This window comes from Cryobacterium sp. TMT2-17-1 (genome assembly GCF_004402765.1).
Taxonomy (GTDB): domain Bacteria; phylum Actinomycetota; class Actinomycetes; order Actinomycetales; family Microbacteriaceae; genus Cryobacterium; species Cryobacterium sandaracinum.
In genome coordinates this window covers 144155-169083 of sequence record NZ_SOGC01000049.1, presented here as the reverse complement: position 1 = coordinate 169083, position 24929 = coordinate 144155, and the positions used below count along the sequence as shown (strand labels likewise).

20 protein-coding genes and 1 pseudogene are annotated in these 24929 nt (G+C 69.5%); 15 read left to right on the top strand and 6 right to left on the bottom strand.

Features of this window, described 5'->3' with window-relative positions; all coding sequences use genetic code 11:
- The first annotated feature begins 98 nt into the window (after positions 1-98).
- Together E3O47_RS15025 and E3O47_RS15020 are read left to right on the top strand one after the other, a co-directional pair.
- Positions 99-3413, top strand: a complete 3315-nt coding sequence (locus E3O47_RS15025) for an ATP-dependent DNA helicase (protein ID WP_134421121.1) — start codon at positions 99-101, stop codon at positions 3411-3413.
- Entirely contained in the window at positions 3410-6844 is a 3435-nt protein-coding gene (locus tag E3O47_RS15020; RefSeq protein WP_134421119.1) for an ATP-dependent DNA helicase, read from the top strand. Before E3O47_RS15025 ends, E3O47_RS15020 begins: the two co-directional genes overlap by 4 nt.
- A 284-nt stretch (positions 6845-7128) precedes the next feature.
- Here E3O47_RS15020 and E3O47_RS16700 read toward each other — a convergent pair.
- Positions 7129-7890: pseudogene (locus E3O47_RS16700) on the bottom strand (phosphotransferase); the annotation flags it as partial.
- Between the two features lie 89 nt (positions 7891-7979).
- On the opposite strand from E3O47_RS16700, the gene nudC reads away from it, so the two are divergent.
- The 4 genes from nudC to E3O47_RS16100 are packed head-to-tail and all read left to right on the top strand — an operon-like array spanning position 7980 to position 11594.
- On the top strand, positions 7980-8948 hold the full coding sequence (nudC, locus tag E3O47_RS15010; protein ID WP_104101054.1) for an NAD(+) diphosphatase: 969 nt from the start codon (positions 7980-7982) through the stop codon (positions 8946-8948).
- Positions 8939-10654 carry an ATP-dependent helicase gene (locus E3O47_RS15005; protein ID WP_134421115.1) on the top strand — a complete coding sequence of 572 codons (1716 nt, stop codon included), beginning with the start codon at positions 8939-8941 and terminating at the stop codon, positions 10652-10654. The genes nudC and E3O47_RS15005 overlap by 10 nt, the downstream gene beginning before the upstream one ends.
- Before the next feature lie 25 nt (positions 10655-10679).
- The gene (locus tag E3O47_RS15000; RefSeq protein ID WP_134342083.1) at positions 10680-11420 is read left to right on the top strand and encodes an SGNH/GDSL hydrolase family protein; all 741 of its coding nucleotides are present in this window, start codon (positions 10680-10682) and stop codon (positions 11418-11420) included.
- Between the two features lie 9 nt (positions 11421-11429).
- A complete protein-coding gene (locus E3O47_RS16100) occupies positions 11430-11594 on the top strand; it encodes a hypothetical protein (protein WP_158250268.1) in 165 nt (54 codons plus the stop codon).
- A gap of 177 nt (positions 11595-11771) precedes the next feature.
- Here the strand turns inward: E3O47_RS16100 and E3O47_RS14995 are convergent, their stop codons facing one another.
- The gene (locus E3O47_RS14995) at positions 11772-12632 is read right to left on the bottom strand and encodes a TOMM precursor leader peptide-binding protein (protein WP_134421113.1); all 861 of its coding nucleotides are present in this window, start codon (positions 12630-12632) and stop codon (positions 11772-11774) included.
- 134 nt (positions 12633-12766) lie between these two features.
- On the opposite strand from E3O47_RS14995, the gene E3O47_RS14990 reads away from it, so the two are divergent.
- Positions 12767-14326, top strand: a complete 1560-nt coding sequence (locus tag E3O47_RS14990; RefSeq protein ID WP_134421111.1) for an SDR family oxidoreductase — start codon at positions 12767-12769, stop codon at positions 14324-14326.
- A 655-nt stretch (positions 14327-14981) separates the two neighbouring features.
- Here the strand turns inward: E3O47_RS14990 and E3O47_RS16095 are convergent.
- Together E3O47_RS16095 and E3O47_RS14985 are read right to left on the bottom strand one after the other, a co-directional pair.
- Positions 14982-15149, bottom strand: coding sequence for a hypothetical protein (locus E3O47_RS16095; RefSeq protein ID WP_158252085.1), 168 nt, complete (start codon positions 15147-15149; stop codon positions 14982-14984).
- A 107-nt stretch (positions 15150-15256) separates the two neighbouring features.
- Positions 15257-15535 carry a metal-sensitive transcriptional regulator gene (locus E3O47_RS14985; RefSeq protein ID WP_104101060.1) on the bottom strand — a complete coding sequence of 93 codons (279 nt, stop codon included), beginning with the start codon at positions 15533-15535 and terminating at the stop codon, positions 15257-15259.
- 89 nt (positions 15536-15624) lie between these two features.
- Between E3O47_RS14985 and E3O47_RS16090 the strand changes: the two genes are divergently transcribed.
- The 5 genes from E3O47_RS16090 to E3O47_RS14965 all read left to right on the top strand — a co-directional run bounded on the left by E3O47_RS16090 (position 15625) and on the right by E3O47_RS14965 (position 20795).
- On the top strand, positions 15625-15810 hold the full coding sequence (locus E3O47_RS16090; protein ID WP_166785411.1) for a cation-translocating P-type ATPase: 186 nt from the start codon (positions 15625-15627) through the stop codon (positions 15808-15810).
- Positions 15807-16934, top strand: coding sequence for a DUF2207 domain-containing protein (locus E3O47_RS14980; protein ID WP_166785410.1), 1128 nt, complete (start codon positions 15807-15809; stop codon positions 16932-16934). The genes E3O47_RS16090 and E3O47_RS14980 overlap by 4 nt, the downstream gene beginning before the upstream one ends.
- Positions 16934-17269, top strand: a complete 336-nt coding sequence (locus tag E3O47_RS14975; protein ID WP_134342074.1) for a DUF6804 family protein — start codon at positions 16934-16936, stop codon at positions 17267-17269. Before E3O47_RS14980 ends, E3O47_RS14975 begins: the two co-directional genes overlap by 1 nt.
- Positions 17270-17473: 204 nt before the next feature.
- Positions 17474-19654, top strand: coding sequence for a DEAD/DEAH box helicase (locus E3O47_RS14970; protein ID WP_134421107.1), 2181 nt, complete (start codon positions 17474-17476; stop codon positions 19652-19654).
- A gap of 112 nt (positions 19655-19766) precedes the next feature.
- Positions 19767-20795 (top strand): 6-phosphofructokinase, encoded by a 1029-nt coding sequence (locus tag E3O47_RS14965; RefSeq protein ID WP_104101064.1) that lies wholly within the window; start codon positions 19767-19769, stop codon positions 20793-20795.
- 89 nt (positions 20796-20884) lie between these two features.
- Here the strand turns inward: E3O47_RS14965 and E3O47_RS14960 are convergent, their stop codons facing one another.
- Positions 20885-21139, bottom strand: a complete 255-nt coding sequence (locus E3O47_RS14960) for a mycoredoxin (RefSeq protein ID WP_104101065.1) — start codon at positions 21137-21139, stop codon at positions 20885-20887.
- A 61-nt stretch (positions 21140-21200) separates the two neighbouring features.
- Here E3O47_RS14960 and E3O47_RS14955 point away from each other — a divergent pair, with 61 nt between their 5' ends.
- From E3O47_RS14955 to E3O47_RS14945, 3 genes are all read left to right on the top strand, one after another.
- Positions 21201-21674, top strand: coding sequence for an 8-oxo-dGTP diphosphatase (locus tag E3O47_RS14955; protein ID WP_104101066.1), 474 nt, complete (start codon positions 21201-21203; stop codon positions 21672-21674).
- An 89-nt stretch (positions 21675-21763) separates the two neighbouring features.
- Positions 21764-22966, top strand: coding sequence for an inorganic phosphate transporter (locus tag E3O47_RS14950; RefSeq protein ID WP_134374668.1), 1203 nt, complete (start codon positions 21764-21766; stop codon positions 22964-22966).
- On the top strand, positions 22963-23292 hold the full coding sequence (locus tag E3O47_RS14945; protein WP_134374666.1) for a peptidase: 330 nt from the start codon (positions 22963-22965) through the stop codon (positions 23290-23292). Before E3O47_RS14950 ends, E3O47_RS14945 begins: the two co-directional genes overlap by 4 nt.
- A 265-nt stretch (positions 23293-23557) precedes the next feature.
- Here E3O47_RS14945 and E3O47_RS14940 read toward each other — a convergent pair whose 3' ends face one another.
- The gene (locus tag E3O47_RS14940) at positions 23558-24838 is read right to left on the bottom strand and encodes a solute carrier family 23 protein (RefSeq protein ID WP_134400810.1); all 1281 of its coding nucleotides are present in this window, start codon (positions 24836-24838) and stop codon (positions 23558-23560) included.
- Between the last annotated feature and the right edge of the window lie 91 nt (positions 24839-24929).

Genomic DNA, 24929 nt, shown 5'->3' with positions numbered 1-24929 from the left:
CAGATGCGCCTTTCGTTGCCTAAGCGCCCAGATTACGACAGAACCGCGCACCGGGCCGACATCGTTCACTGTCGGCGCAACCCGTTACGTTTGAAAACGTGACAACCCTGGGACTCCCGCTCCGTACCGAGCAAGAAACGGTCGTTCTCGACGACTCGCAACGCGCCGTTCTTGCGCTGGTAGCGCAGCCTGCCCTGCCCGGTGGTCGACGCCACACCTCGGGAGTCAGCGCCTCCGTGATCGGCGCACCCGGCACCGGCAAGACCACCACGCTGGTCGAACTCGTCGCCGAGTGCGTGCGGGGCCACGGGTATTCGCCCAGCGAGGTGCTTGTGCTGGTGCCCACTCGCACGGGAGCGACGGCCCTGCGTGACCGGCTTGCGCTGCGCCTCGGCGTGCCCACCAACGGCCCGCTGGCCCGCACCGCGAACTCGGTCGCGTTCCAGATCGTGCGGGATGCCCTGGCCCGGGCGGGAGGCGCGGCTCCCACCCTGCTCACCGGCGGCGAACAAGACCAGATCATCGCGGAGCTGCTCGAGGGGCACCGGCAGGACCACGCCGAAGCGCAGCAGGCCGAAGCGCAGGGCGGGTCGCAGCACATCGAGTCACACCCTGAGTCGCGGCACGCCGCACCGGACTGGCCCGACAGCCTCGGCGCCGACGTGCGCAGCCTGCGCGGGTTCCGCACGCAGCTGCGCGACCTGATGATGCGCGCCGTCGAATACGGCGTCACCCCGGAGGCGCTCGCGGCTCTCGGCCGCAGCGAGCAGCGCCCGGAGTGGGTGGCCGCGGCCGAGTTCATCCGCGGCTACGACGACGTGAAAGACCAGTCCCGCCCAGGCCAGTACGACTCCACCGAACTGGCCCAGTTCGCCGCGGCCATCGTGGCCCGGGCCCCGGCCGGTTCCGCGGCGCTCGGCTCGCTCGGCAGCCTGCGCCTGATCCTGCTCGACGATGCGCAAGAACTTACCCAGGCCAACCTGACCCTCCTCGCCCAGTTCGCGGCGCGCGGCGTGGGCGTCATTGCGTTCGGCGACCCCGATATCAGCACCGGTTCCTTCCACGGCGCCCACCCGGATGCCCTCGGCCGGCTGGGCGCGTACCTGTCCGGCGCCGTGCTGCCGTCCCTGGTTCTCAGCACGGTGTACCGGCACGACGCGGCCATCCGCGGGGTGGTGCGGGGTCTCACGCACCGCATCGGCGCGGCCTCGGCCGGCACGCAACGGTTCGCCGTCGGCGTGGCTGACCCGGCCGCGCAGGCAGTCCAGCCCGGAGGGAAGGCGGACCAGGCCGAGCCTGCCGGGGAGCCGAACCCCGTGCAGACCATGCTCGCGGACAGCCCCGCCGACCAGCTCGCCGTGATCGCCCGCTGGCTGCGGGAGCGGCACGTGCTCGGCGGCATTCCGTGGGGTCAGATGGCGGTCGTCGTGCGCAGCGGCTCGCTCGTGCCCGCCCTGTCCAAGGGGCTCGCCGCGCTCGAGGTGCCCACCCAGGTGTCGTCGGCGCAGACCGCGCTCCGCGACGATTACGCCGTGCGGGCCTTCATCCTCGCGCTCGAGGTGACCCTGGGCCGCACACCCCTGGGGCCCGAGGAGGCGACCCTGCTGCTCCGCGGCCCGCTCGGCGGCCTCGACCCGATCACCCTGCGGCGCCTGCGTGCCGCGCTGCGCCAACAGGAACTCAGCAGTGACCGGAACCGCTCCGCCGACGAGCTCCTGGTGGAGGCCCTCGGCGACCCCGGCCTGTTCGCCGCCATCGACAACCGCACGGCCCGCCGGGCCGCCAGCTGCGGGGAGAGCCTTCGGGCGGCCGCCGTGGAATACGCTGCCGGCGCCACGATCGAGGAACTGCTCTGGGGTCTCTGGCAACGAAGCGGCCTCGCCCGGGAGTGGAAGGACCAGTCCACCGGCACGGGCATCGTCGCCGACGAGGCCAACCACAACCTCGACGCCGTGGTGGAGCTCTTCTCCGCCGCGCAGCGCTACGTGGAGCGCACCCCGACCGCCCCGCCGGTTTTGTTCCTCGAACACCTTGTCGACACCGACGTGCCCGAAGACACCCTCGCCCCGCGCGCGCTGGGCGACGCGGTCATCGTGTCCACCCCGAGCGGCCTGATCGGCCGCGAATTCGACGTCGTCGTCATCGCCGGGGTGCAGGAGAACGTCTGGCCCGACCTGCGCATCCGTGGTTCGCTGCTCGGAGCCGGCGACCTGGCCGCGCTCGCCGCCGGCCGGCGCCCGGAGGAGGCCGGCGCCCGCACCACCGTGCTGCACGACGAGCTGCGCATGTTCGCCCAGGCGGCCAGCCGCGCCCGCAGCGAACTGCTGGTGACTGCCATCGACAACGAGGAGAACCAGCCGTCGGTGTTTTTACGGCTGCTGCCGAAGCCCGCACCGCGCACGGCTCCGGAGCCCGGCGACATCAGCCGCTACCCGCTCTCCCTGCGCGGCCTGGTGGGCCGGCTCCGCCGGGATCTGACCCGGGGCACCGCGGCCCACGGCGACGAGGCCGCGAGCCGGGCCACGGATGCCGCAGCGACCCTGGCCCGGCTGGCCCGGGAGAACGTGGTCGGTGCCGCCCCCGACCAGTGGTACGGCCTGAACGAGCCCAGCACCGTGCGCCCGCTCAACGACCGGGAGGCCGGCGACGCCCCGGTGCGCGTCTCGCCGTCGCGGATGGCGGCCTTCGAGACCTGCCCGCTGCACTGGGTGATCGGGCAGGTCGGCGGCGGCACGTCCAACACCGCCGCGAACCTCGGCACGATCATCCACAAGGTGATGGAGGACTCCACCACTCATAGCCCCGACGCGCTCTGGAAGGGCGTCGAGGCGCGCTGGGGTGAGCTTCAGTTCGATGCCGACTGGCAGTCCGGGGTGCAGAAAGTCGAGGCGCGCGCGCTGACCGACCGGCTCGCCTCCTACCTGCTCGACTTCGAACACGGCGGTGGCAGCCTGCTCAGCGCGGAGGGCACCTTCCAGCTCGACGTCGACGGCGCCGTGCTGTCCGGCACGGTCGACCGGGTCGAGCGGCTCGGCGACGGGCGGGCGGTCATCGTCGACCTGAAGACGGGCCGCGGCGACCCGATCAGCGACGCCGGGGTGGCCCTGCACCCGCAGCTCGGCGCCTACCAGCTCGCGTTCAGCGAGGGTGCCATCGAGGGCATCCCCGCCGGAATGCCGCTCGCCGGCGCTCGCCTCCTGATCGTGTCCAGCGGCACGGTCAAGCAGAATTACCGCAATCCCACCCAGTCCACCTTCACCCCTGAGGAGCTTGCGGCCTTCCGCAGCCGGGTCGGTTGGGACGCCGCCGGCATGGGCGGCGCCACCTTCCTCGCCGAAATCAGTTCCCACTGCCTCGACCCGCGCTCGCACGGGTCCTGCCGAATCCACGTCATCAAGCAGGTCAGCTCATGAACCAGTCCGTCACCCCGCCGCCCATCTCGGCCCGCCAGATCGCTGCGACGCTGGGCATGTTCCCCCCCACGGATGAACAGCAGGCCGTGATCGAGGCGCCGTTGACGCCCACCCTCGTGGTGGCTGGGGCCGGCAGCGGCAAGACCGAGACCATGGCCAACCGGGTGCTCTGGCTGCTCGCCAACGGGCACGCCCGGCCCGACCAGATCCTTGGCCTCACCTTCACCCGCAAGGCCGCCGGCGAACTGTCCGAGCGCATCCGCGACCGCATCGACCAGCTCGACGCGCAGGGGCTGCTGCCGAAGCCGCCGGCGCCCGCGGCGGGGGTGGTCACGATCGATTCCTCCGACCTGTTCAACATGCCCACGGTGTCGACGTACAACTCGTTCGCCAGCCGCCTGTTCACCGACAACGCCCTGCTCCTCGGGCGCGAACCCGAGTCGGTGCTTCTCAGCGAGACCAGCGCCTGGCTGCTGGCCCGCCGAGTGGTGATCGAGCACGGCGACAGCCGGCTCGTACCCTTCGGCAAGAAGCTCGACGCGGTGACGGATGCCGTGCTTGCCTTCAGCCGTTCCCTCGCCGAGAACCCCCCGCCCGTTGTTCCAGGCGTTCCGGCCGCGCCGCACGACTTGACCGGCCTCTCCGCCGGCTTCGGCTATCTGCGAGACCTGCCCTACGGCAACCCGCGCAAAAAGATCCCGTATGCCTCGGTCGCCGAGTCACTCGCGGCGGTGGAGCCGCTGCCGGTTCTGTTCGAGCTCGCCGAACGCTTCGCAGTGGAGAAGCGCCGGCTCGGGCTGATCGAGTTCTCCGACCAGGTGGCTCTCGCCCTGCAGGTCTGCCAGAAGACCCTGCAGGTCGTCGCTCGCTACCGCGACCAGTACCGGGTGGTGCTGCTCGACGAATACCAGGACACCTCGGTGCTGCAGACCGAGCTGCTGCACACCCTCTTCAGCCGGCATCCGGTGATGGCCGTCGGTGACCCGCACCAGTCCATTTACGGCTGGCGCGGGGCCAGCTCGGCGAACCTGCTGGGTTTCTCGCAGAGCTTCGCCGGACTCTCCAACCGCCAGTCGCCGTCGATGAGCCTCTCCGTCACCTGGCGCAACCCGGTCACGGTGCTCGACACCGCGAACGCGCTGGTGGCGCCGCTGAGCGAGGCGCTCCGGGCCCGGCCCGACGGCATCCAGGTCGACACCCTCGCGGTGCCGGCCGGTAAGGCGAACGGGCGGGTCGAGGCGTCGATGCTGGAGACCATCGCCGACGAGGCCCGGGTCGTGGCGGACTGGTTCGCCACGCGCCTCACCAGCGGCACTGACAAGTCCGGCGCGATGCTCTTCCGGGCCCGGCGCGAGATGGAGTTCTTCGCCGAGGTGCTGCGGGAGCAAGGCGTCCGCGCCCACGTGCTCGGCCTCGGCGGCCTGCTCTCCACCCCGGAGGTCACCGACGTCATCTGCGTGCTGCGGGTCGTGCACGATCCCGCCGCCGGCAGCGAACTGGTGCGACTGCTCGCCAGCGGTCGCTACCGGGTCGGCCCCCGCGACCTGCAGCACCTCGCGGCCGTGGCGCGCTGGCTGGCGGCACACGACTGGGCCCAGCAGGCGGTGACACAGGAACTCAAAGACAAGATGCGGGCATCCGTCGCCGTCGACGAGGGCGCGTCGCTCGTCGACGCCCTCGACTTCGTGGCTGCCGCCCCCGAGACCCACGGGCAGCTCGCGGGCTTCAGCGACACCGGCCGGGCCCGGGTGCGGGCCGCCGGCCGCCAGCTGGCCTGGCTGCGCGCGCGGGCCGGCCTGCCGCTGCTGGACTTCGTGCGGCTGATCGAGCAGGAGCTCCTGCTCGACGTGGAACTTGTCGCCAACGAGGCCAACGGCCTGGGCCTCGCGAACCTCTACGCTTTCCACGACACGGTCTCCGCCTTCCTTGCCAGCGACGAGGTCGGCAGCCTCGCCGGTTTCCTGCGCTGGCTGGGCAGGGCCGCCGCCTACGACGACCTGGGCCCGCGGATCGAGCCGGGCGAGAGCGGCACCGTGCAACTGCTCACCATCCACGGGGCCAAGGGGCTCGAGTGGGACTATGTGGCCATCCCCAACCTGACCGAGAAGAGCCTGCCAGCTCAGACCCGGGACGGGGCCGGCTGGCTGAAGTTCGGCGAGCTGCCCTACCCGTTCCGCGGCGACCGGGCCGAGCTGCCCGAGCTCGCCTGGCAGGAGCATGAGACCCAGCTGTCGTTCGACACAGAATTTCAAGCTTACAAAGAGCAGCTCGCCGCCCGCCACGACGACGAGGAGCGGCGCCTGATCTATGTGGCCACGACCCGCGCCCAGGAGGAGCTGCTGCTCACCGGATCGTACTGGGGCGGCGGCAGCACCGTGCGCGCCCCCAGTCGGTACCTCGAAGAGCTCGCCGAGGCCGGGCTGATCGCCGCGCTGCCGGAGGGCAGCGAGCACGACGAGAAACCCGACACCGGGGAGGGCGTCGACGAGCACTGGCCCTTCGACCCGCTCGGCACGCGGCGGCCCCTCGTCGAGGCCGCGGCCGCCCGGGTGCGCGCCGAAGCGCAGAGCGAACGCGACACCCGGTGGTCCCACGCGGTCACCCTGCTGCTCGAGGAACGGATGCTGCGCCTCGCCGGCGCGGGCGCCGTCCCGCTGCCCACGCGCATTCCGGCTTCCCGGTTCAAGGACTACATCGACGACCCGGTGGGGGTGGCCGCCGCCCTGCGCCGCCCCATGCCCGAGCGACCGTACCGGGCCACCCGGCTGGGCACCCTGTTCCACTCCTGGGTGGAACAGCGCGCCGGCGGGGCGTCGGGCGGCGACCTGATCGACGCGGACGAGAGCGAACTGGACCTCGGTGACCAGGGCCCCGATGACCTCGACCTCGACCAGAACCAGCCGCTGGAGCAGGCCCAGCTCGAACGGCTGCAGCGCACCTTCGAGCACTCGCCGTGGGCGTCGGTGCAGCCCGAAGAGGTCGAGATCGAGATCCACCACGTGCTGGCCGGGCAGGTCTTCGTGTGCAAGCTCGACGCGGTCTACCGCACCGAGACGGGCTACCAGGTCGTCGACTGGAAGACCGGCCGGGCGCCTTCGAGCGCCGCGGACCTCGAGCTCAAGCAGACCCAGCTGGCCCTGTACCGGCTCGCCTATGCGCGCTGGAAGGGCATCGACCCGGAGATCGTCGACGCGGTGTTCTACTTCGTCGCGGACGACACGATCGTCGCCCCGGACCGGCTCTACTCCGAGGAGGACCTGGTGCGGGCCTGGTCGTCCGTTCGATTGAAGGCGGTATCGCCCACGGTGTCGAGCGCGCCGGTGGTGGCATCGTCGGCCGATGACGATGACGATGACGACGAGCCTGGACCCGAACCGGAGCCGGTCTCGTCGTCGTCCTCGAACTCGCCGCCGAACTCCGACAGGTTGTAGGCGTCGGTGTGCATGGAACCACCCAGGTCGCGGCGGGGGATGCCGCGCGGTGTGGACTTGAGCATGCTCTCCACCCCGGCAACATCGAGGATCGGGCCGGTGGCCGGTGACAACGGATGCGACGTAGCCTGGTGCACGTTGTCCACCAGACCGTCGAGCATGGCCACGGCGTCGTCGACGATCCCCTGGCTGCGCGTGTCCGTGCCGTGCAGCAGCCAGCGGGCCAGCTCCAGCTCGGCGTAGAGCATCGCGCGCTGCGTGATCCTCGGGTCGTTGCCCTGGCGGGCCGACGCGTACGACGCGACGGCGGTCTCGCCGGCCGCCCCGCGGGAGGAAAGCAGCCAGTGCAGGTCGCGGGCCGGGTCGCCCACGCTCAGGGCGGACCAGCCGAGAACCCCGGAGACGGAGTCGTCGGTGATCAGGAACGAGTCGGCCGACAACGACCCGTGCACCACGCAGGGCGCGAACTGCCAGAGCCCGTCGTCGTCGGTGGCCTGTTCCCAGCGGCGCAGGATCGCGGCGGGCAGGTAGCCGGTGGTGGCCGCCCGGTCGATCAAGGCGATGGTTCCGGTACGGCATTCCTGAGCGCTCTGCTGAGACAACCCGGCGGTGCCGACGAAGGCCGTCGGCAGTGAGTGCACCGCGGCGATGGCGCGGCCGATCGAACCGGACACGCCCGCGTGGCCGGTGAGGGCATCCGCGTCGAAGGAATCGCCCTCCAAAAACTCGTAGACGACGGCCCGGGTGCCGCTGAGCGGCGCCTGGCCCACGAACTGCGGCACGTCGAAGGGGAGCCGGCTGCGGTTGCCGACGGTGAGCGCGCGCAGGGCTACCAGATCGGCGGACTGCTCGGTTTCGGCGGCCTGCGAGGCGGGGACCCGGATGATGAGGGCACGGTCGTCGCGGTCGATCAGCAGTGCGGATTCGAACGCGCCGCTGGCTCCTCGAGAACGCGCGACGGTGCCGTGCAGACGCACCTGGACGACGTCGAGACCGGGGACGGCGGCAGTGGCCAGCGCGGCTAGAGTGAGAGGTGATCTGACCATACTTCTAGGTTAGGTCGACTTCCCCTCGGCGCGGTTGTTCGCCACGCCTCGACACAACTTCGGCAGTCTGTCCGAGACCGAGGAGCACCATGTCGTTTGCGTTCACCTCCCGTCTGCCGCTTTCCCGTCACGCGGTCGACCGTGACGGCGAGGCGCGCGCCACCCCCGGGTTGCTCAACACGCTGCAGACGGATGCCGGCACGCGCCTGCTCGTGCTGTGGCGAGGCTCCGCGCTGATGGAGGCCGCCGCCCCCGCCCGACTGCGCCTACTGGCTCCCGACCGAGTTCCCGCCGGCGAGTTCCGGCTCTACCTCGGCCGTTCCCTGGCCGAAGATGCGCCGGAGCCCGTGGGCACCCCGCTGGTCGCGGCCGTGCTGACCGACGAGGAGGCCCTGGCGCTCGAACCCGACGAGTCCCTCTGGGTGTCCCTGCGCCCTGTGGCGACCACCCTGTCCGACCGCGACGCGGGACTGTTCACCGAGACGCTCGGCGTCGTGAACTGGCACGACTCTCACGCCCACTGCCCGCGCTGCGGCACGGCCACCCTGATCGAGAACGCCGGTTGGACGAGGCGCTGCCCCGACTGCGGCGGCCAGGTGTTCCCGCGCACCGACCCGGCCGTGATCGTGCTGATCACCGACGCCGACGACCGCATCCTGCTCGGCTCGAACGCCCTCTGGGAGGGCAACCGCTACTCGCTCCTGGCCGGTTTCGTCGAACCGGGCGAGTCGCTCGAGGCGGCCGTCATCCGGGAGATGTTCGAGGAATCCGGCCTGCGCGTGGCCGACCCGGTCTACCTCGGCTCCCAGCCGTGGCCGTTCCCGGCCTCGATCATGTTCGGCTTCACGGCCCGGCTCGCCGACGGCCAGGCTCCGGCGGCCCTGCTCCCCGACGGGGAGGAGATCCTCGACCTGCGCTGGTTCAGCCGCGACGAGCTACGGGCCTCCGGCGACGTCATCATCCTGCCCGGCCGTTCCTCGATCGCCCGGGTGATCATCGAGCACTGGCTCGGCGAACCCCTCGACTTCGGCCCCGACAAGGTGCACGGATGGCGCTGACCGCCGGTTCCCTGCTGGCCGGCCTCGACGACCAGCAGCGGGTGGCGGCCGAGGCGCTCGTGGGTCCGGTGTGCATGCTCGCCGGCGCCGGCACCGGCAAGACCCGGGCCATCACCCACCGCATCGCCTACGGCGTGATGACCGGCGCGTACTCGCCGAACCGGGTGATGGCCCTCACCTTCACGGCGCGCGCCGCCGCGGAGCTGCGCGGCCGGCTGCGCCAACTCGGCGCCGGGGGCGTCGCCGCCCGCACGTTCCACTCGGCGGCCCTGTCGCAGCTGAACTATTTCTGGCCGCACGTCGTCGGCGGCCAGGCGCCCCGCATCCTCGACGGCAAGGGCCGTCTGCTCGGGCACGCCGCCGAAACCCTGAAGCTCAAGCTGGACACGGCCACCCTGCGCGACCTGGCCGCGGAGATCGAGTGGCGAAAGATTTCCGGAATCGGCATTGAGGCGTATGGGGCCGGCATCGCCAAGCGCAGCCTGCCCGGCCGGCTCGACGTGGACCAGGTGCTGGCCATGATGGAGTCCTACGAGCGCCTCAAGGACGACCGCAAGCAGATCGACTTCGAGGATGTGCTCCTGGCGATGGCCGGGATGATCGAGGCCGAGCCATCCGTCGCCCTACAGGTGCGCGAGCAGTACCGTTTCTTCGTCGTCGACGAATACCAGGACGTCTCCCCGCTTCAGCACGACCTGCTCTCGCTCTGGCTGGGCCAGCGCCGCGACCTCTGCGTCGTCGGGGACGCCAGCCAGACCATCTACTCCTTCGCGGGCGCCCGCAGCGACTACCTGCTCGACTTCCCCAAGCGGTGGGAGGACGCCACCGTCGTGCGCCTCGAGCAGAACTACCGGTCGACGGGGTCGATCGTCGCCACGGCCAACCAGCTCATGCGCGGGCGGACCGGCGCCCTCACCCTGCGCGCCCACGCCAGCGAAATCGGCACCGAGCCGGGTGTGCGCGAGTACCCGAACGACATGGCCGAGGCCCGCGGCGTCGCCCAGAACATCGTCGAGCTGATCGAGGGCGGCACCCGCCCGGAGGACATCGCTGTGCTGTTCCGGGTGAACGTGCAGGCCGCCTTCCTCGAAACTGCCCTCGGCGACGTCGGGGTGAGCTATCAGATCCGCGGGTCGAAGCGCTTCTTCGACCTGGCTGAGGTCAAGCAGGCGGTGATGCAGCTGCGCGCGGCATCCGTCTCGATCATCGGCGAACCGCTGTTCAAATCCGTCAGTGACGTGCTGCGCTCCCTCGGCTGGAGCCAGAGTGCGCCGGAGGCCCAGGGCGCGGTGCGCGACCGGTGGGAGTCGCTTAACGCGATCATGGGCCTCGTCGACCAGGCAGCCCCAGAAACCACATTCCGCCAGTTCACCGACGAGCTGATGGAGCGCCAGGCCGGCCAGCACGAACCCACGGTGTCCGCGGTGACCCTGGCGACGCTGCACTCGGCGAAGGGCCTCGAATGGGACGCCGTCTTCCTGATCGGTCTGTCCGAGGGACTCGTGCCGATCAGCTACGCAGGCACCTTCGAGCAGATCGACGAGGAACGCCGGCTGCTCTACGTGGGCATCACCCGGGCACGCAAACGGCTGTCCCTGAGCTGGTCTGCTGCGGGCCACCAGCAGCGCAGCCCCAGAGAGCGTTCCCGGTTCCTGTCCGAGATCGGCGCCCGCGGCGTGCGTGCGCCCGCCGCCCGCGGCTCCTGAGACCGGCGCGGGGTAGCCTCGGGGCGTGCCCACTTTTCCGTTCACCCGCCTGGCTGCGGTGCCCTACGCGCCATTGCTGGTGACGCAGGCACGCCGGCTGCGCCGCGACACGCCCCGGCTGCCCGACGCCGCCCTCCCGTGGACCGGTTCCCGGCCCGGCCCCGACCCGCTGCGCATCCTCGTGCTCGGCGACTCGACCGCCGCCGGCGTGGGCGCCGAGACCCAAAGCGAGGCCCTGCCGGGCTGGATCGCCCACGAGGTGGCCGAGCGCTGGGGCCGCGGCAGCACCTGGCGGGCGATCGGTGAGAACGGCGCCACGGCCCGGGACGTGCGCGAGCGCTTCCTGACGGACGCCGCCGCCGTGCCCTTCGACCTGGCCCTGCTGACCATCGGCGCGAACGATGCGCTGGGGCTGCGCTCCCGAAACGCCTTCACGAACGATGTGCGTCGAATCGTGCTCGCCCTGCGGGCCGCGGCGCCGCAGGCGGCCGTGCTCGTGTCGCTGATGCCGCGCTTCGACCGCTTCGCGCTGCTGCCCGAACCCCTGCGCGCCACCCTCGCGCGGCACGCCGCGAGCCTCGACACCGGCGCCCGCCTGGCCGTCGTGGGTCTCGACGGGGTCGTCGCGATCCCGACCCCGCCGCCTTACGTCGAGGGCTTCTTCGCCAGCGACGAGTTCCACCCGAGCGCGCTCGGCTACCGCCTCTGGGCCCGGTTCGTCTTCGACTCCGCGCCCGGCCTCCGACTCGACCGCCCGGTCGGCTGAGAGCACCTGATGGCCCTGCTCCGTAGCCTGGACGAGGTTGTCGCGGTCGTCCGGGCGGTCGAACTCGAACGCACCCGGCAGGCGACGGATGCCGGCTCGCGCACCCTCGTCGGCCTGGCCGGCGCCCCGGGATCGGAAAGTCGACCGTGGGGGAGGCGCTGGTCGCCCGGCTGAACGCCGGCGCCTCGTGGTGGTGCAGGGCAACTACCTGCTGCACGGTGAGGGCGGCTGGGCCGAAGCCCGGCCGCTGCTCGACCTGACCCTGGTCGTGGGGCCGGAGCGGGGCATCCGGCTCGCCCGAGCCTGATCTGGGCCCGTGTCTGCGACCGGGTCTGACCTGGACCTGTCCGGTCAGTCGCGGACGGGGCGCCCGGCCCCGGGCAGCGCGGTCACGTTCCCGGGAACGGTGCGGCAGCCGCACGACTCATGCGGCCGGTAGCCACGACGTTTGAGGGTGCCGGACGCCACGTCGAAGACGAGCGCGGTCTCCGTGAGGGTGGAGCGCCGGAGGACCAGCCGGTCGTGGCCGATCCCGGCGACGAGGGCGGCCACATCGATGCCGGCCCGCGGGGTCTCCGTGGGTGCCCGGCGGCTGAGCAGCTGGCAGGCCAGGGCGGCCCACGACGGGTCGGAATCCATGTGCGCCAGCTCCAGGCAGTACAGGCAGGGGCCAACCCCCGGCTCGACCAGGGGTCCGATCCGCACCTCGCTGTCGCTGAAGACAACGGGCAGGTGCGGGATGTCCCGGCGCAGCCAGCGCCCGTGCCGCTCCGGTTCCAGGGCGTAGTGACCCAGGACCACGGCCAGCCCGGTGCCGGGGTCGTCGGTCTTGGCCAGGGTCAGACCCAGGGTGCCGATCAGGGTGCGGATCAGGTCCGCCGTGAGCCCGCACCCGTCGACGCAGATTCTGGGCGGCGGTGCCACGGCGACCGGTTCGGGCATCCGGGCCGGGCCCGGAACATTCTCGGCGGTGACCAGAAGAGCCGGCCGCAGGGCGCGGAGCAGCGCCAGGATGGCCTCGTCGGAGGCCCCGCCCTCCCGCCCGATCATCAGGGCTCCGGAGCGGGGCACCCCCACGAACAGGGCCGCGAGCACCCGCTCGAGTCCCGGGCTCAGGGCGGTGATCACGACCAACGGGCGGTCGACGCCGACCTGGATGATGTCGGGCGAGCGCCAGACGACCGGATACCGGGGATCGAGTCGGAGTGTCATTCGGCGATGATGCCGCACTCTGCGCGCGCCCGCGCGAGTCATCCACAGCCCTGGCCCACAGCCGCAGCTCGGCACGGCGCGGCTGTTTGCCCGATCCTCGGCGTCAGTCCAGCATCCGCCCCTAGGCTTTCGCTATGACGACGCAACGACGTGTACTTGTGACCGGCGCTACCGGGTATATCGGCGGCCGGCTCGTTCCCCTGCTGCTGGAAGCCGGCTACGCCGTGCGCGTGCTCGTGCGCACACCCCAGAAGCTGAAGGATGTCCCGTGGGTCGAACAGGTGGAGGTCGCCGAGGGTGACCTCGGGGACCTGGCCAGTGTGCGATCCGCCGTCACCGGGGTCGATATGCTCTACTACCTGGTGCACTCGATGGGCACCCGCGGCGACTTCGAGAGCACGGAACGCCTCGCGGCCACGAATGTGGCTACGGCCGCCGCCGCGGCCGGCGTCTCCCGCATCGTCTACCTGGGCGGGCTGCACCCGGACACCGAGGAGCTGTCCCAGCACCTGCGCTCCCGGGCAGAGGTCGGCCGCATCCTGGTGGAGTCCGGTGTGCCGACAGCAGCCCTCCAGGCCGGGGTGGTCATCGGGTCCGGCTCCACGTCGTTCGAGATGATCCGGCACCTGACCGACGTTTTGCCGTACATGCCGGCGCCGCAGTGGGTGCGCAACAAGATCCAGCCGATCGCCGTGCGTGACGTGCTCTACTACCTCGTCGCGTCGGCGGAGCTTCCCGCCGACGTCAACCGCACCTTCGACATCGGCGGCCCCGACGTGCTGCGTTACGGCCAGATGATGAACGGGTACGCCCTCGAGGCCGGCCTGCGCCAGCGCCCCATCGCGTCCCTGCCCGTGTTCACGCCCTGGCTCGCATCGCAGTGGGTCAATTTGGTCACGCCCATCCCGCGCAGCCTTGCCGTGCCGATCATCGCGAGTCTGCAGAACGACTGTGTGGTTCACGAGCGCGACATCGACCAGTACATTCCCCAGCCGAAAGAGGGCCTCACCGGGTATCGCACCGCCGTGCGCCTGGCCCTCGGTCGCATGCGCGACGGCGACGTCGAGACCAGCTGGCGGAACGCGTCGATCGCGGGCGCTTCGAGCAACCCGCTGCCCAGCGACCCCGAATGGGCCGGGCACCTCGTCTACACCGACCTCAAGGAAAAGCACACCGCCGCGAAGCCGGAAGCCCTGTGGCGCGTGATCGAGAGCATCGGCGGTGACAACGGCTGGTACTCATTCCCGCTGGCGTGGGCCATCCGCGGCTGGATGGACAAGCTCGTCGGCGGGGTCGGCCTGCGCCGCGGCCGTCGTAACCCCGACCACCTGCATACGGGCGACGTGCTGGACTTCTGGCGGGTCGAACGCATCGACACCGGCCGGTTCCTGCGTCTCCGTGCCGAGATGCGCGTTCCCGGCCGGGCGTGGCTGGAGATGACGGCGGATCCGGCGCCGGGCGGCGGCTCCGTGTACCGTCAGCGCGCCGTCTTCTTCCCACGGGGACTGGGCGGTCGGCTGTACTGGTTCGCGATCCTGCCCTTCCACGGCGTCATCTTCACCGGCATGGCCAATCGGATCACGGCGGCCGCCGTAGGGGAGGCTGCCGTGGAGGTGGCCGTGACGAACGCGAACGCCACGACTGCCCCGAATGCCCCCGGATCGGGCCGGCCGGTCGCCGAGCGCGCCGCCTGAGCGGTGAGTTCACCGAGGTTGACCTGACCGGGCTCTGACCCGACCGGGCCCTGACCTGACCGGGCCCTGACCCGACCGGGCCCTGACCTGACCGGCCTCTGACCTGACCGGCCCCTGACCTGACCGGGCCCTCGACGCGGTATGAAACCGCGTTCCAACCGCCCGGTTTTCCGAGTCCGAGGCCCTGGGGCCACTCAGCCCGAACGGAGTCGACGGCGATTCTGGCGCCCCGAACGCTTACGTCGGTCAGGCCCGGCTGAGCCCGCGCGTGTGGCCAACTCAGGACATCCGCCGCCTGGGTCCGCCAGCCGCCGCAGACTAGTGCGGAACCAGCGCGGATGCCCGGCATGCCCCGAGCGGATCTCCTGAGTTGGCCACACCATCTGCCGGATACCAAACGGTGATCGCTGGAGGCGCCGCATGACTCGTGCGGCTCGGGCCTTGACAAGGGCACTCGCCGCCTCGCCGGTGATGACCCGCGTGCACGCGGTGCCGTCGGACCCGATCGTGGGCGCGCGACGCCGCGAAGCGATGAGGACTCACTCAGGGGCCGGTGCGGTCACGGCGAGGCACCATGAAAAAGTTGCGAGCAACGCGATGCCGATCCCGCAGATCTGATGTGGGGCGAGTCTAAGCAGTGGCTCGGGCGCAGTGGCTAGTGCGTGGGAAGGTGCGCAGAGATCTGCTCGTCGGGCTCGAGTTCCAGCTGGCGCTCACGGAAGAGATTGAGCTGGCGCTGGCGGTATTCGCCGACCAGATTCGTGATGTCGTGGTGTTCGGTGTGGCCGGGAAGGTTAGGCAGGGATGCAGATTCTGAAGTCAATGGGAAAACCAATTCGTCTCGGGGGAACGACCGATGCCCGGATTTGGAGCATTCAGAGACGCTAATTGATTCCACCGGTGATGTCAACGCGGCGGGTGCTGCCGGCTTCAGCCTCGGTTGTTGTTGAGTTCGAAGACCTTGAGCAGCTCCGCGATGGCGGTCCCCCGAGCCTCGCCCCCGGCCTCGAACATCTCGGTCACGTGGGTTTGCAGGTGATTGTCCACCAGGAGCTTGTTGAGCGAGCCGAGCGACTTCTGGATTGACAGGGACTGCGTGAGGATGTCGATGCAGTAATCCTCGTTCTCGATCATCTTCTCCAAACCACGCATCTGACCCTCGAGGATGCGGGCACGGTGCAGGGCACGCCGTTTGATGTCGTCAATCATGGGTCTACAGTATCGCGATTTCACATACCCCGGAGGGGTATTCTGTCGTCTGCCAGCGACGTCACCATCGTGTGCGACCACCTGGCACCATGCCCGACGTCATCCGGCTGTCCCGACGCACCCTGCGCGTGATCAGGGGTACCCTGGTATGCACCTTCTGCTACGGCCGGGCGGTGCTGCCGCTGGTCGTGTTCAACCTGATCAACCCGTTGATCTCCGCCGCATTGATGGTGTTCTCCAGCCTGTTCGTGGTGCTCAACAGCCTGCGCCGGTGACGATCGCCACCGATGTCTTCGTGCATGGCGCGCAGACCTATGTCATCACCTGCGAACAGGTCGACGTCACGCTCGACGTCACCGCCGGGGCACTTGGCTCGGCCGAGGGGCTCACTCTGGCCGTCGGGTTCGAACCTGGCACCTTCGTGCCCCGCGACCAGTCGTTCACGGCGAACCCTTTCCCGGGTATCGGCCTCGCAGCGGCCCTGATCGGCCTGCTCGGCGCCGGTCTCGCCGTCGCCTCCCGGGCCACCCGCTGGCGGAACGCACCGGGTCGGCCGACCGTCGTCGCCGAGTACCTGCGGCCGCAGGGCGTCAACCTGCTCATGGCGGGAAACGTGATGCGCACGAGCGCCAAGGCCATGACCGCCCAGTTGCTCAGCTTCGCTGTGCGTGGCAATGTGCGGGTCCTGGAGGGGGAGGGCACAAAGCACTACCTGCTCGAGCTGCTGCACACCAGAGACCTCGACCCGGCCGAGCAGGCGGTGCTCCGGCTGCTGTTCCCGGGGCTGCACGCGGGCACGAGCCGCGACCTCAAGACGAAGGACACCAAGCTGGGCGCCGGGCTGGCCAAGCAGCTCCAGGCGGTCACCGAGCAGGTGCTGACCGACGGGCTGCGGGAGAGGAAGGGTGGCCGGCTGCCCCGTTGGCTGCTCGTCGTCGCTGTGCTCACCGGCATTCTGACTCTGGTCGGTGTGAAGCTGTACATCGATATAGCCCAGGCCGAACGCCTGCGAGTGCTGCAGAGCCCCGAGGGAGCGCTGAGGTCGCCCTACCGGCCGGACCCGGCATCCGTTCTCGGCCTGCCCGATCCGGGGCAGCCGGGGCAGGTGCTGAAGCTCTATGAGCACCTGCTGCCGTTCGCGGTGCTGTTCGGTCAGGAGAAGGAGTGGGCCCAGGTTCTCGGTGACCACTACGCCCGGAGTGACGCGCAGCCGGACTGGTACGCTGGGTTCGCTCCGTTCAACCCGGTCTGGTTCGCCGCCGGGTTGAGCTCGTTCACGAGCTCCACCTCGGCCTCCTGGTCGGGAAGCGCGTCGAGTTCCTCCAGTTCCGGTTCGGGTGGAGGTGGCTCGGTCGGCGGCGGTGGAGACGGCGGCGGAGGAGGAGGAGGAGGCGTCTGATGGGCACCCCGGTCGAACCCACAGTCACACGTTCCGCTCTGGCCCCCGGTCTGCTCGGGGCGGTCATCCTGCTCGGCGGGCTCGCGCTGCTGGACTCCGAAAGCTTCATCATCATCCGTTACGCGGTCAGCATCCTCGCGATGATCCTCTGCGTCTTCGCCATCCAGGCGAAGGTCTGGCTGTGGTTGATCGGTCTCGTGCCGATCGCGGTGCTCTGGAACCCGATCGTGGTCATCGACCTATCCGGCCGGGGCTGGGTGTCCGCCCAGTTCATCGCCGCGCTGGTCTTCATCCTCGTCGGGGTCGTCACCAAGGTGCCGGTGCATCGGGATTGACCAGCGGGCGTAGACTGTATTCGCGTCGAAAAAGCCCGATTACCGTCTTGACCGTGCCGCTGCATCCCAAATGCCGGTGGCGCAAATAGGGTTGGCACGTTGCTCGATTCAGGCTTCGACGTATCGATCGCACCGGTGTCCACGGATGCCGCACCACGTCGAGCACGGCCTTTGTCTGCTGTGCTGCTGTGAAGTTGGAGAAGAATGGCTTACACCCGCCACCAGGCCGCCGGTTCGAACAACCGTGTTGCCGCCGAAGGTCGCGCTCGGCAGCGACCTCGTTCCCGCGACGATGACGCCCCCATCATTCCCATCCTCGCCCGCAAGGTGCGCGAGGTGGAGGCGAAGGCGCAGGTCGGCGCCAAGCTGGGCCCGACCAACCGCACCAAGTACCAGGTCATCGCGCTGCTCATGCGCGAGGAACGTGCGCGGGTCAAGGGCGACGAGGATCTCACCGACGCGAACCGCGCGGAACTGCTGAAACGCCTTGACGGCATCGCCCAGATCCTGGCGAAGACCGCGGCCCGCGACACCAGCCTGATCACCCTGCTGGAACCGGATGCCGGCGTGTCCACGGTCGCGCAGCGGTTCCGCCGCGACTGGCTGCTTGAGTCCGGCGCCGAACTCACCCCCGACGAACTGATCATCACCCGCGAGGCCGAGGCCAAGCCGGAAATTCCGGTCAACCAGGTCATCCCTCAGTCGGTCAAGGCTCGCCAGCTCGCCAACCCGTTCCTCGCGCCCGATTTCAGCGCCGCGACGGCCCAGCCGGTCGTCTCCGGCCGTCGCCTGGCCAACTGGGAACTCATCGGCCCGCTGTTCAAATCCTTCGAGTATGGTTCCGGCGGTCAGGCCGCCAGCATGGACCTGCCCGAGGCACCCCGCGTCGACCGGCTCTCGCCTCGCGGCATGGAGCTGATGCGCCACCAGGCCCGGTTCGTCGAAAGCGCGCGCCTGGGCCACCGCAGCTACCTGCTTGCCGACGAGCCGGGGCTCGGGAAGACGGCGCAGAGCCTGCTCGCGGCATCCGTCAGCGGGGCCTACCCGCTGTTGGCCATCGTTCCCAACGTCGTCAAGATGAACTGGGTGCGCGAGGTCGCACTGTGGACGCCGAACCGCCGGGCCACCGTCATCCACGGCGACGGCGACACGCTCGACGCCTTCGCCGATGTGGTCATCGTCAACTACGACGTGCTCGACCGGCACCGCACCTGGCTGGGCACCCTGGGCTTCAAGGGCATGGTCGTCGACGAGGCGCACTTCATCAAGAACCTGCAGTCGCAGCGCTCCAAGCACGTGCTGGCCCTGGCTGAGCAGATCCGGCGCCGCACGCCCGGTGGCAACCCGCTGCTGATGGCTCTGACCGGAACCCCGCTGATCAACGACGTCGACGACTTCCGGGCGATCTGGCAGTTCCTCGGTTGGCTCGACGGCGACAAGCCGGCCCCCAGACTCATGCAGAAGCTCGAAGCGATCGGGCTGACCCCGGCCGACTCCGGGTTCTACAGCGCCGCGCGTGCCGCGGTGATCGACCTTGGCATCGTGCGCCGCCGCAAGGTCGACGTCGCCGCCGACCTGCCGGCCAAGCGCATCGCCGACATCCCGGTCGAGCTGGACGACGACCTCGGCCGCTCCATCCGCCAGGCCGAGCGGGAGCTCGCCGCCCGCCTGGTCACCCGGTACCACTCCCTCGTCGCCGCCCGCCATCCGGGCCAGACGCCGCCCGTCCTCGAGGGAGAGCAGCGAGCCGCGTTCATCCGCGCGGTTGCCCACGCCGAACTCGAGGAGTCGAAGGGGCAGACGACCGGTGAGAACGTCTTCACCATGGTGCGCAAGATCGGCCAGGCCAAGGCCGCCCTCGCGGCAGACTACGCCGTGCAGCTGGCGCACTCGGTGGGCAAGGTCGTCTTCTTCGCCAAGCACATCGACGTGATGGATGCCGCCGAGGACATCTTCGCCAAGCGCGGCCTGCGCACGGTCTCCCTGCGCGGCGACCAAAGCGCACTGGCCCGCCAGGCCGCCATCGACTCCTTCAACGATGACCAGGGGGTGGCCGTGGTGGTCTGTTCCCTCTCTGCCGCCGGAGTCGGCGTCAACCTCCAGGCCGCCTCCAACGTCGTGCTCGCCGAGCTCAGCTGGACTGCCGCCGAGCAGACACAGGCCATCGACCGGGTGCACCGCATCGGCCAGGACGAGCCGGTCACCGCGTGGCGGATCATCGCCGCCCACACCATTGACGCGCGCATCGCCGAACTCATCGGCAGCAAGCAGGGCCTCGCGGCCCGCGCCCTGGACGGCACCGTCGACGAGATCTCGTCCGCCGATTCCGTGCAGGCCAGCGCCCTGATCTACCTGCTGACCCTGGCACTCGACGGGGAGTTGTAGAACGCGCCCCTCACCGGCGTGGATTTGAACCGGGCCTCGTTTGGGGTCCATCATTGAGTGGCGGCGGTGTGGGCGCCAATCTGATCACTTGTGCAACAAGGAGCAACGACAAATGAAAATTGGTATCCTCACCAGCGGCGGAGACTGCCCCGGCCTGAACGCGGTTATTCGCGGTTCCGTCCTTAAAGGCATCCGCGTCCTCGATGCCGAATTCGTCGGCATTCGCAACGGATGGAAAGGCCTGGTCGAGGGCGACTTTATGACTCTGGACCGGCACAGCGTGCGCGGTCTCTCCCGTCAGGGTGGCACCATCCTCGGCAGCTCCCGCACGAACCCGTTCGAGGGTGAAAACGGCGGCCCCATTAACATTCAGAAGACGATGGACGCGGAAGGAATCGACGCGATTATCGCCATCGGCGGCGAGGGCACCCTCACCGCGGCACGCCGACTGACGGATGCCGGACTCCAGATCGTCGGCGTTCCCAAGACCATCGACAACGACCTCGAAGCCACCGATTACTCATTCGGCTTCAACACCGCCGTCGAGATCGCCACCGAGGCCATCGACCGACTGCGCACCACGGCCGAATCCCACGGCCGCTGCATGATCGTCGAGGTCATGGGCCGCCACGTGGGTTGGATCGCCCTGCACTCCGGCATGGCCGGCGGCGCCCACGCCATCCTGATCCCGGAGCAGCCCCAGACCATCGAGCAGATCTGCGACTGGGTCATGCACGTGCGCGACCGCGGCCGCGCACCCGTGCTCGTCGTCTCCGAGGGCTTCAAGCTCGCCGGCATGGAGGAGGCGCTCTCGACCAAGGGCCTCGACGCGTTCAACCGCCCCCGCCTCGGCGGCATCAGCGAGATGATCGCCCCGATGATCGAGGAGCGCACGGGCATCGAATCCCGCGCCACCGTCCTCGGCCACACCCAGCGCGGCGGCGCTCCGTCGGCCTATGACCGGGTGCTCGCCACCCGCCTCGGCATGGCGGCCGTCGACGCCGTCTACGCCGGCCAGTGGGGCTCCATGGTTTCCCTGCGAGGCACCGACATGGAAATCGTCAGCATCGCGGAAGCGACCATCGGTCTAAAGACCGTGCCGCAGGCGCGCTACGACGAGGCCGCGGTGCTCTTCGGCTAAACCCGCACCAGGCGCTGAGGGGATCCGGATCGATTTCCGCCGATTGGCGGAGGTTCGACCGGGACCCCTTCGTGAGTTCCGGGACCGACTCAGGCGAGTTTGGCCTGAACCTGCGCCAGCGACGGGTTCGTCGCGCTGGAGCCGTCCGGAAAGAGGACTGTCGGAACCGTGCGGTTGCCGTTGTTCAGGCTCATCACCAGCTCGGACGTGCCGTCGACCTCCTCCACGTTGATCTCGGTGTAGGCGATGCCGGCCTTGACCAGCTGGGTCTTCAGGCGGGTGCAATAGCCGCACCAGGTCGTCGTGAACATGGTTATGGTTCCGGATTCCGGCACAAAGTTCATACTTGGATCCTAACAAACCGGCCTGAACGGGAGCAGGACCGTACCTCGTTACCATTGGTTCATGTCTCTTCCTCAGGTCTGCGTGGGCTACCTCACCCGGCGTTCTCCATCGGGGGACCTGCAGGTGCTGCTCGGCCGCAAGAAGAAAGGACTGGGCCGGGGCAACATCGTCGGCCTCGGCGGCAAGCTCGAGCCGGGGGAGTCGGCCGTGGAGGCGATGGTGCGGGAGATCGAGGAGGAGTCCGGCCTGGTCGTGGCGGCATCCGCCCTGACCCCGTTGGGTCTGCTGACCTACCTGTTTCCGCACCGGGAGGCCTGGAGCCAGGAATCGAGCGTGTTCGTCTGCACGCAGTGGAGCGGCACCCCGCGCGAGTCCGACGAGCTGAACCCAGTCTGGTTCGACGTGGCCGCGCTACCGGTGGACGAGATGTGGGACGACGCCCGGCACTGGCTGCCGGGGGTGCTCGCCGGCATTCCGGTGCGGGCCACCTACACCTTCGGCCCCGACTTGGCCACGGTGGTCGACCCGGTTTGAATTGACCTGCTTCCCCGGGAGTGTCAGGCTTATCACAGCGGTGCAGCTTGAGATAACCCCGGCTGTCGTACACTCAGAGGAAGACGCCGGTGGATTTCACCCTGATCGTTGCGCTTGTGATTGCGCTCGCACTGATTTTCGACTTCACCAACGGCTTCCACGACACCGCGAACGCGATGGCAACCCCCATCGCGACCGGCGCCATGCGCCCGAAGGTCGCGGTGGGACTCGCCGCCATTCTGAACCTGGTCGGGGCTTTCCTCTCCACCGAGGTCGCCAGGACCATTTCCGGCGGCATCATCAACAAGGATGACGCCGGAGTTCAGATCACTCCCGAGATCATCTTTGCGGGCCTGATCGGCGCCATCGTTTGGAACCTCATCACCTGGCTGCGTGGCCTGCCGTCCAGCTCGAGCCACGCCCTGTTCGGCGGACTCATCGGCGCGACGATCATCGGCGTCGGCTCGCAGGCGGTCGCCTACGACGTCGTGCTGGCCAAGGTCATCCTGCCGGCACTGATCGCCCCGCTCACGGTGGGCATCGTCGCCTACCTCGCCACCAGGCTCGCCTACTTCATCACCCGGCGGGATTCCGGCAAGGCGGATGGCCGGGGCGGCTTCCGCTACGCGCAGATCATCTCCTCGTCGCTCGTTGCCCTCGCACACGGCACCAATGACGCCCAGAAGACCATGGGCGTCATCACCCTCACCCTGATCGCCGGCGGGATGCAGGACGTGGGCACCGGCCCGCAGCTGTGGGTCATCACCACCTGCGCGATCGCGATCGCGATCGGCACGTACACCGGCGGCTGGCGAATCATCCGGACCATGGGTCGCGGCCTCACCGACATCAAGCCGGCCCAGGGCTTCGCTGCGGAGACCAGCACCGCGGCCACCATCCTCGCGTCCAGCCAACTCGGCTTCGCGCTCTCCACCACGCAGGTCGCGTCCGGGTCGGTGATCGGCTCGGGCCTGGGCCGCCGCGGCTCGACCGTGCGCTGGGGGATGGCCGGCCAGATCGCGCTCGGCTGGGTGCTCACCCTGCCGGCGGCGGCCATCATGGGTGCCTTCGCGGCCGGACTCGCCCTGATCGGACCGATGGGCATCGTGCTCGACCTGGTGATCGGTTCCCTCGTCATCGCCGTGCTGTTTCGCCGGTCCCGCCAGAGCCGGGTCACGCACGACAACCTGCACGACATCGACGACGCCGGGCGGGTCGTGAAGATCCGGAAGACCCCCCGCAAGGCCTCCCGCACGGCCTCTCGCAAGGATCAGAAGAAGGTCGCGTTGTGATCGATTGGTCTGCGTTCCTCGTCGTCGCGCTCGCTTCGCTCCTCTCGTCCGCGGTCGTGGTGGGCCTGTATTCGCTCGGGCTGCGGTTGCTCACCACCTCCGGCCGTGTACCCGTGGTCGAACCGGCCGAATTCACGGGAGCCATCACCGTGCTCACCCCCAAGCGTGCGGCCAAGGAGGCCAAGCGCGCGCGCAAGGCCGCCGCCGGCCCACTGAGCCCTCTGCAGAAGCAGGTCGCCCTGATGGGCGCCTACGCCTGTTTCGTGCTCTGTAGCGCGGCCGTGCTCTACGGTGTCTACCTGATTGTGCCGGCCCTGCACCGCTGACCCGCTGCGTCCCTGTTCCGCTTCCCTCGCAGCGTTCCGTGCCGTAACGGGCGCTCTCGGTTGCCGCGCGGTAGCTGCGCCGCTGCGCTGGTGGCACGCCACGTGCGGAACGGCGCTGCACGCTCGCAACGCCGGATGACTGCGCGACCTGGTCCGTCAGGCTGGCGGCGCACCCTGTGGAGCTGGGCGCACGGTAGACCGTGCGCCGCGAGCCAGAACATGCGCCGCGAGCCAGTACCTGCGGCGCTGCAGAGGGCCGCGGATGCTACCGTGCGGTGCCGCGCACCCGGGCCACCCACGTCATCAGGTGGTAGATCACGATGGCGGCGACCGTGCCGAGCGCAATGCCGTTGAAGCTGAGGCTGCCGGCCGTGAAGGTGTAGTCGGCGATGCCGATGATCAGCGCGGTGGCCGCGGTGAACTGGTTGACCGGCTTGCTGAAGTCGACCTTGTTGTCGAGCCAGATCTTCACGCCGATGATGCCGATCAGGCCGTAGAGGGCCGTGGTGACGCCGCCGAGCACCCCCGCCGGGATCGTGTTGATGACCGCACCGATCTTGGGGGAGAGCCCGAGCAGCACCGCGGTGATGCCCGCGACCCAGTAGGCGGCCGTGGAGTAGATGCGGGTGGCCGCCATGACGCCGATGTTCTCGCCATAGGTGGTGGTGCCCGATCCGCCGCTGAAGCCGGCGAGCATCGTGGCCAGGCCGTCGGCCATCAGGGCGCGACCCGTGAAGCGGTTCACCGTCACATTCGTCATCTGGGCAACGCCCTTGATGTGGCCCACATTCTCGGCCACCAGCACGAGCACGACCGGCAGGAACGCCGGGAGCACGCCGAGGGCGGCGGACGGATCCGCGAACGGGTTCATCGCCGCGGTGAACTGGGGCAGGCCGATCCAGGCAGCCTCGCCCACCCCGCTGAAGTCGACCTCGCCGGCCACCACGGCGGCCACATAGCCCACGATCACGCCGATGAAGATGGACAGCCGGCCCAGGATGCCGCGGAACACCACGGTCGAGAGGATCACGGCGAGCAGGGTGATCAGCGCGGTGAGCGGGGCCAGCTCGAAGTTCGACTTGGCGACGGGCGCCAGGTTGAGGCCGATCAGGGCGACGATGGCCCCGGAGACGACGGGCGGCATCAATGCGTCGATCCAGCCGGTGCCGGTGAGCTGCACGATCACGCCGATCAGGGCCAGGAGTAAGCCGACGACGATGATGCCGAACAGGGCGCTGCCCATGCCCGCGCTCGCGGTCGCGGCGGTGATCGGCGCGATGAAGGCGAACGAGGAGCCGAGGTAGCTGGGCAGCTTGTTGCGCGTGATGACCAGGAAAAGCAGGGTGCCGATGCCCGAGAAGAGCAGCGTCGTGCTGGGTGGGAAGCCCGTGAGCAGCGGTACCAGGAACGTGGCACCGAACATGGCGATGACGTGCTGGGTGCCGATTCCGATGGTCAGCGGCCAGTTCAGGCGCTCGCCGGGGCCGACGACATCCGTGGCTCCGACCGTTTTTCCGTCACCGTGCAGGGTCCAGGGCAGAGCCATGTGTTTCTCGTTTCCGTGTCGTACGTAATCCCGATGGTAGTGAACAATTAAGATCGGACGGTGAGACCATCCGTTCAGCCTGCCCAAGCAG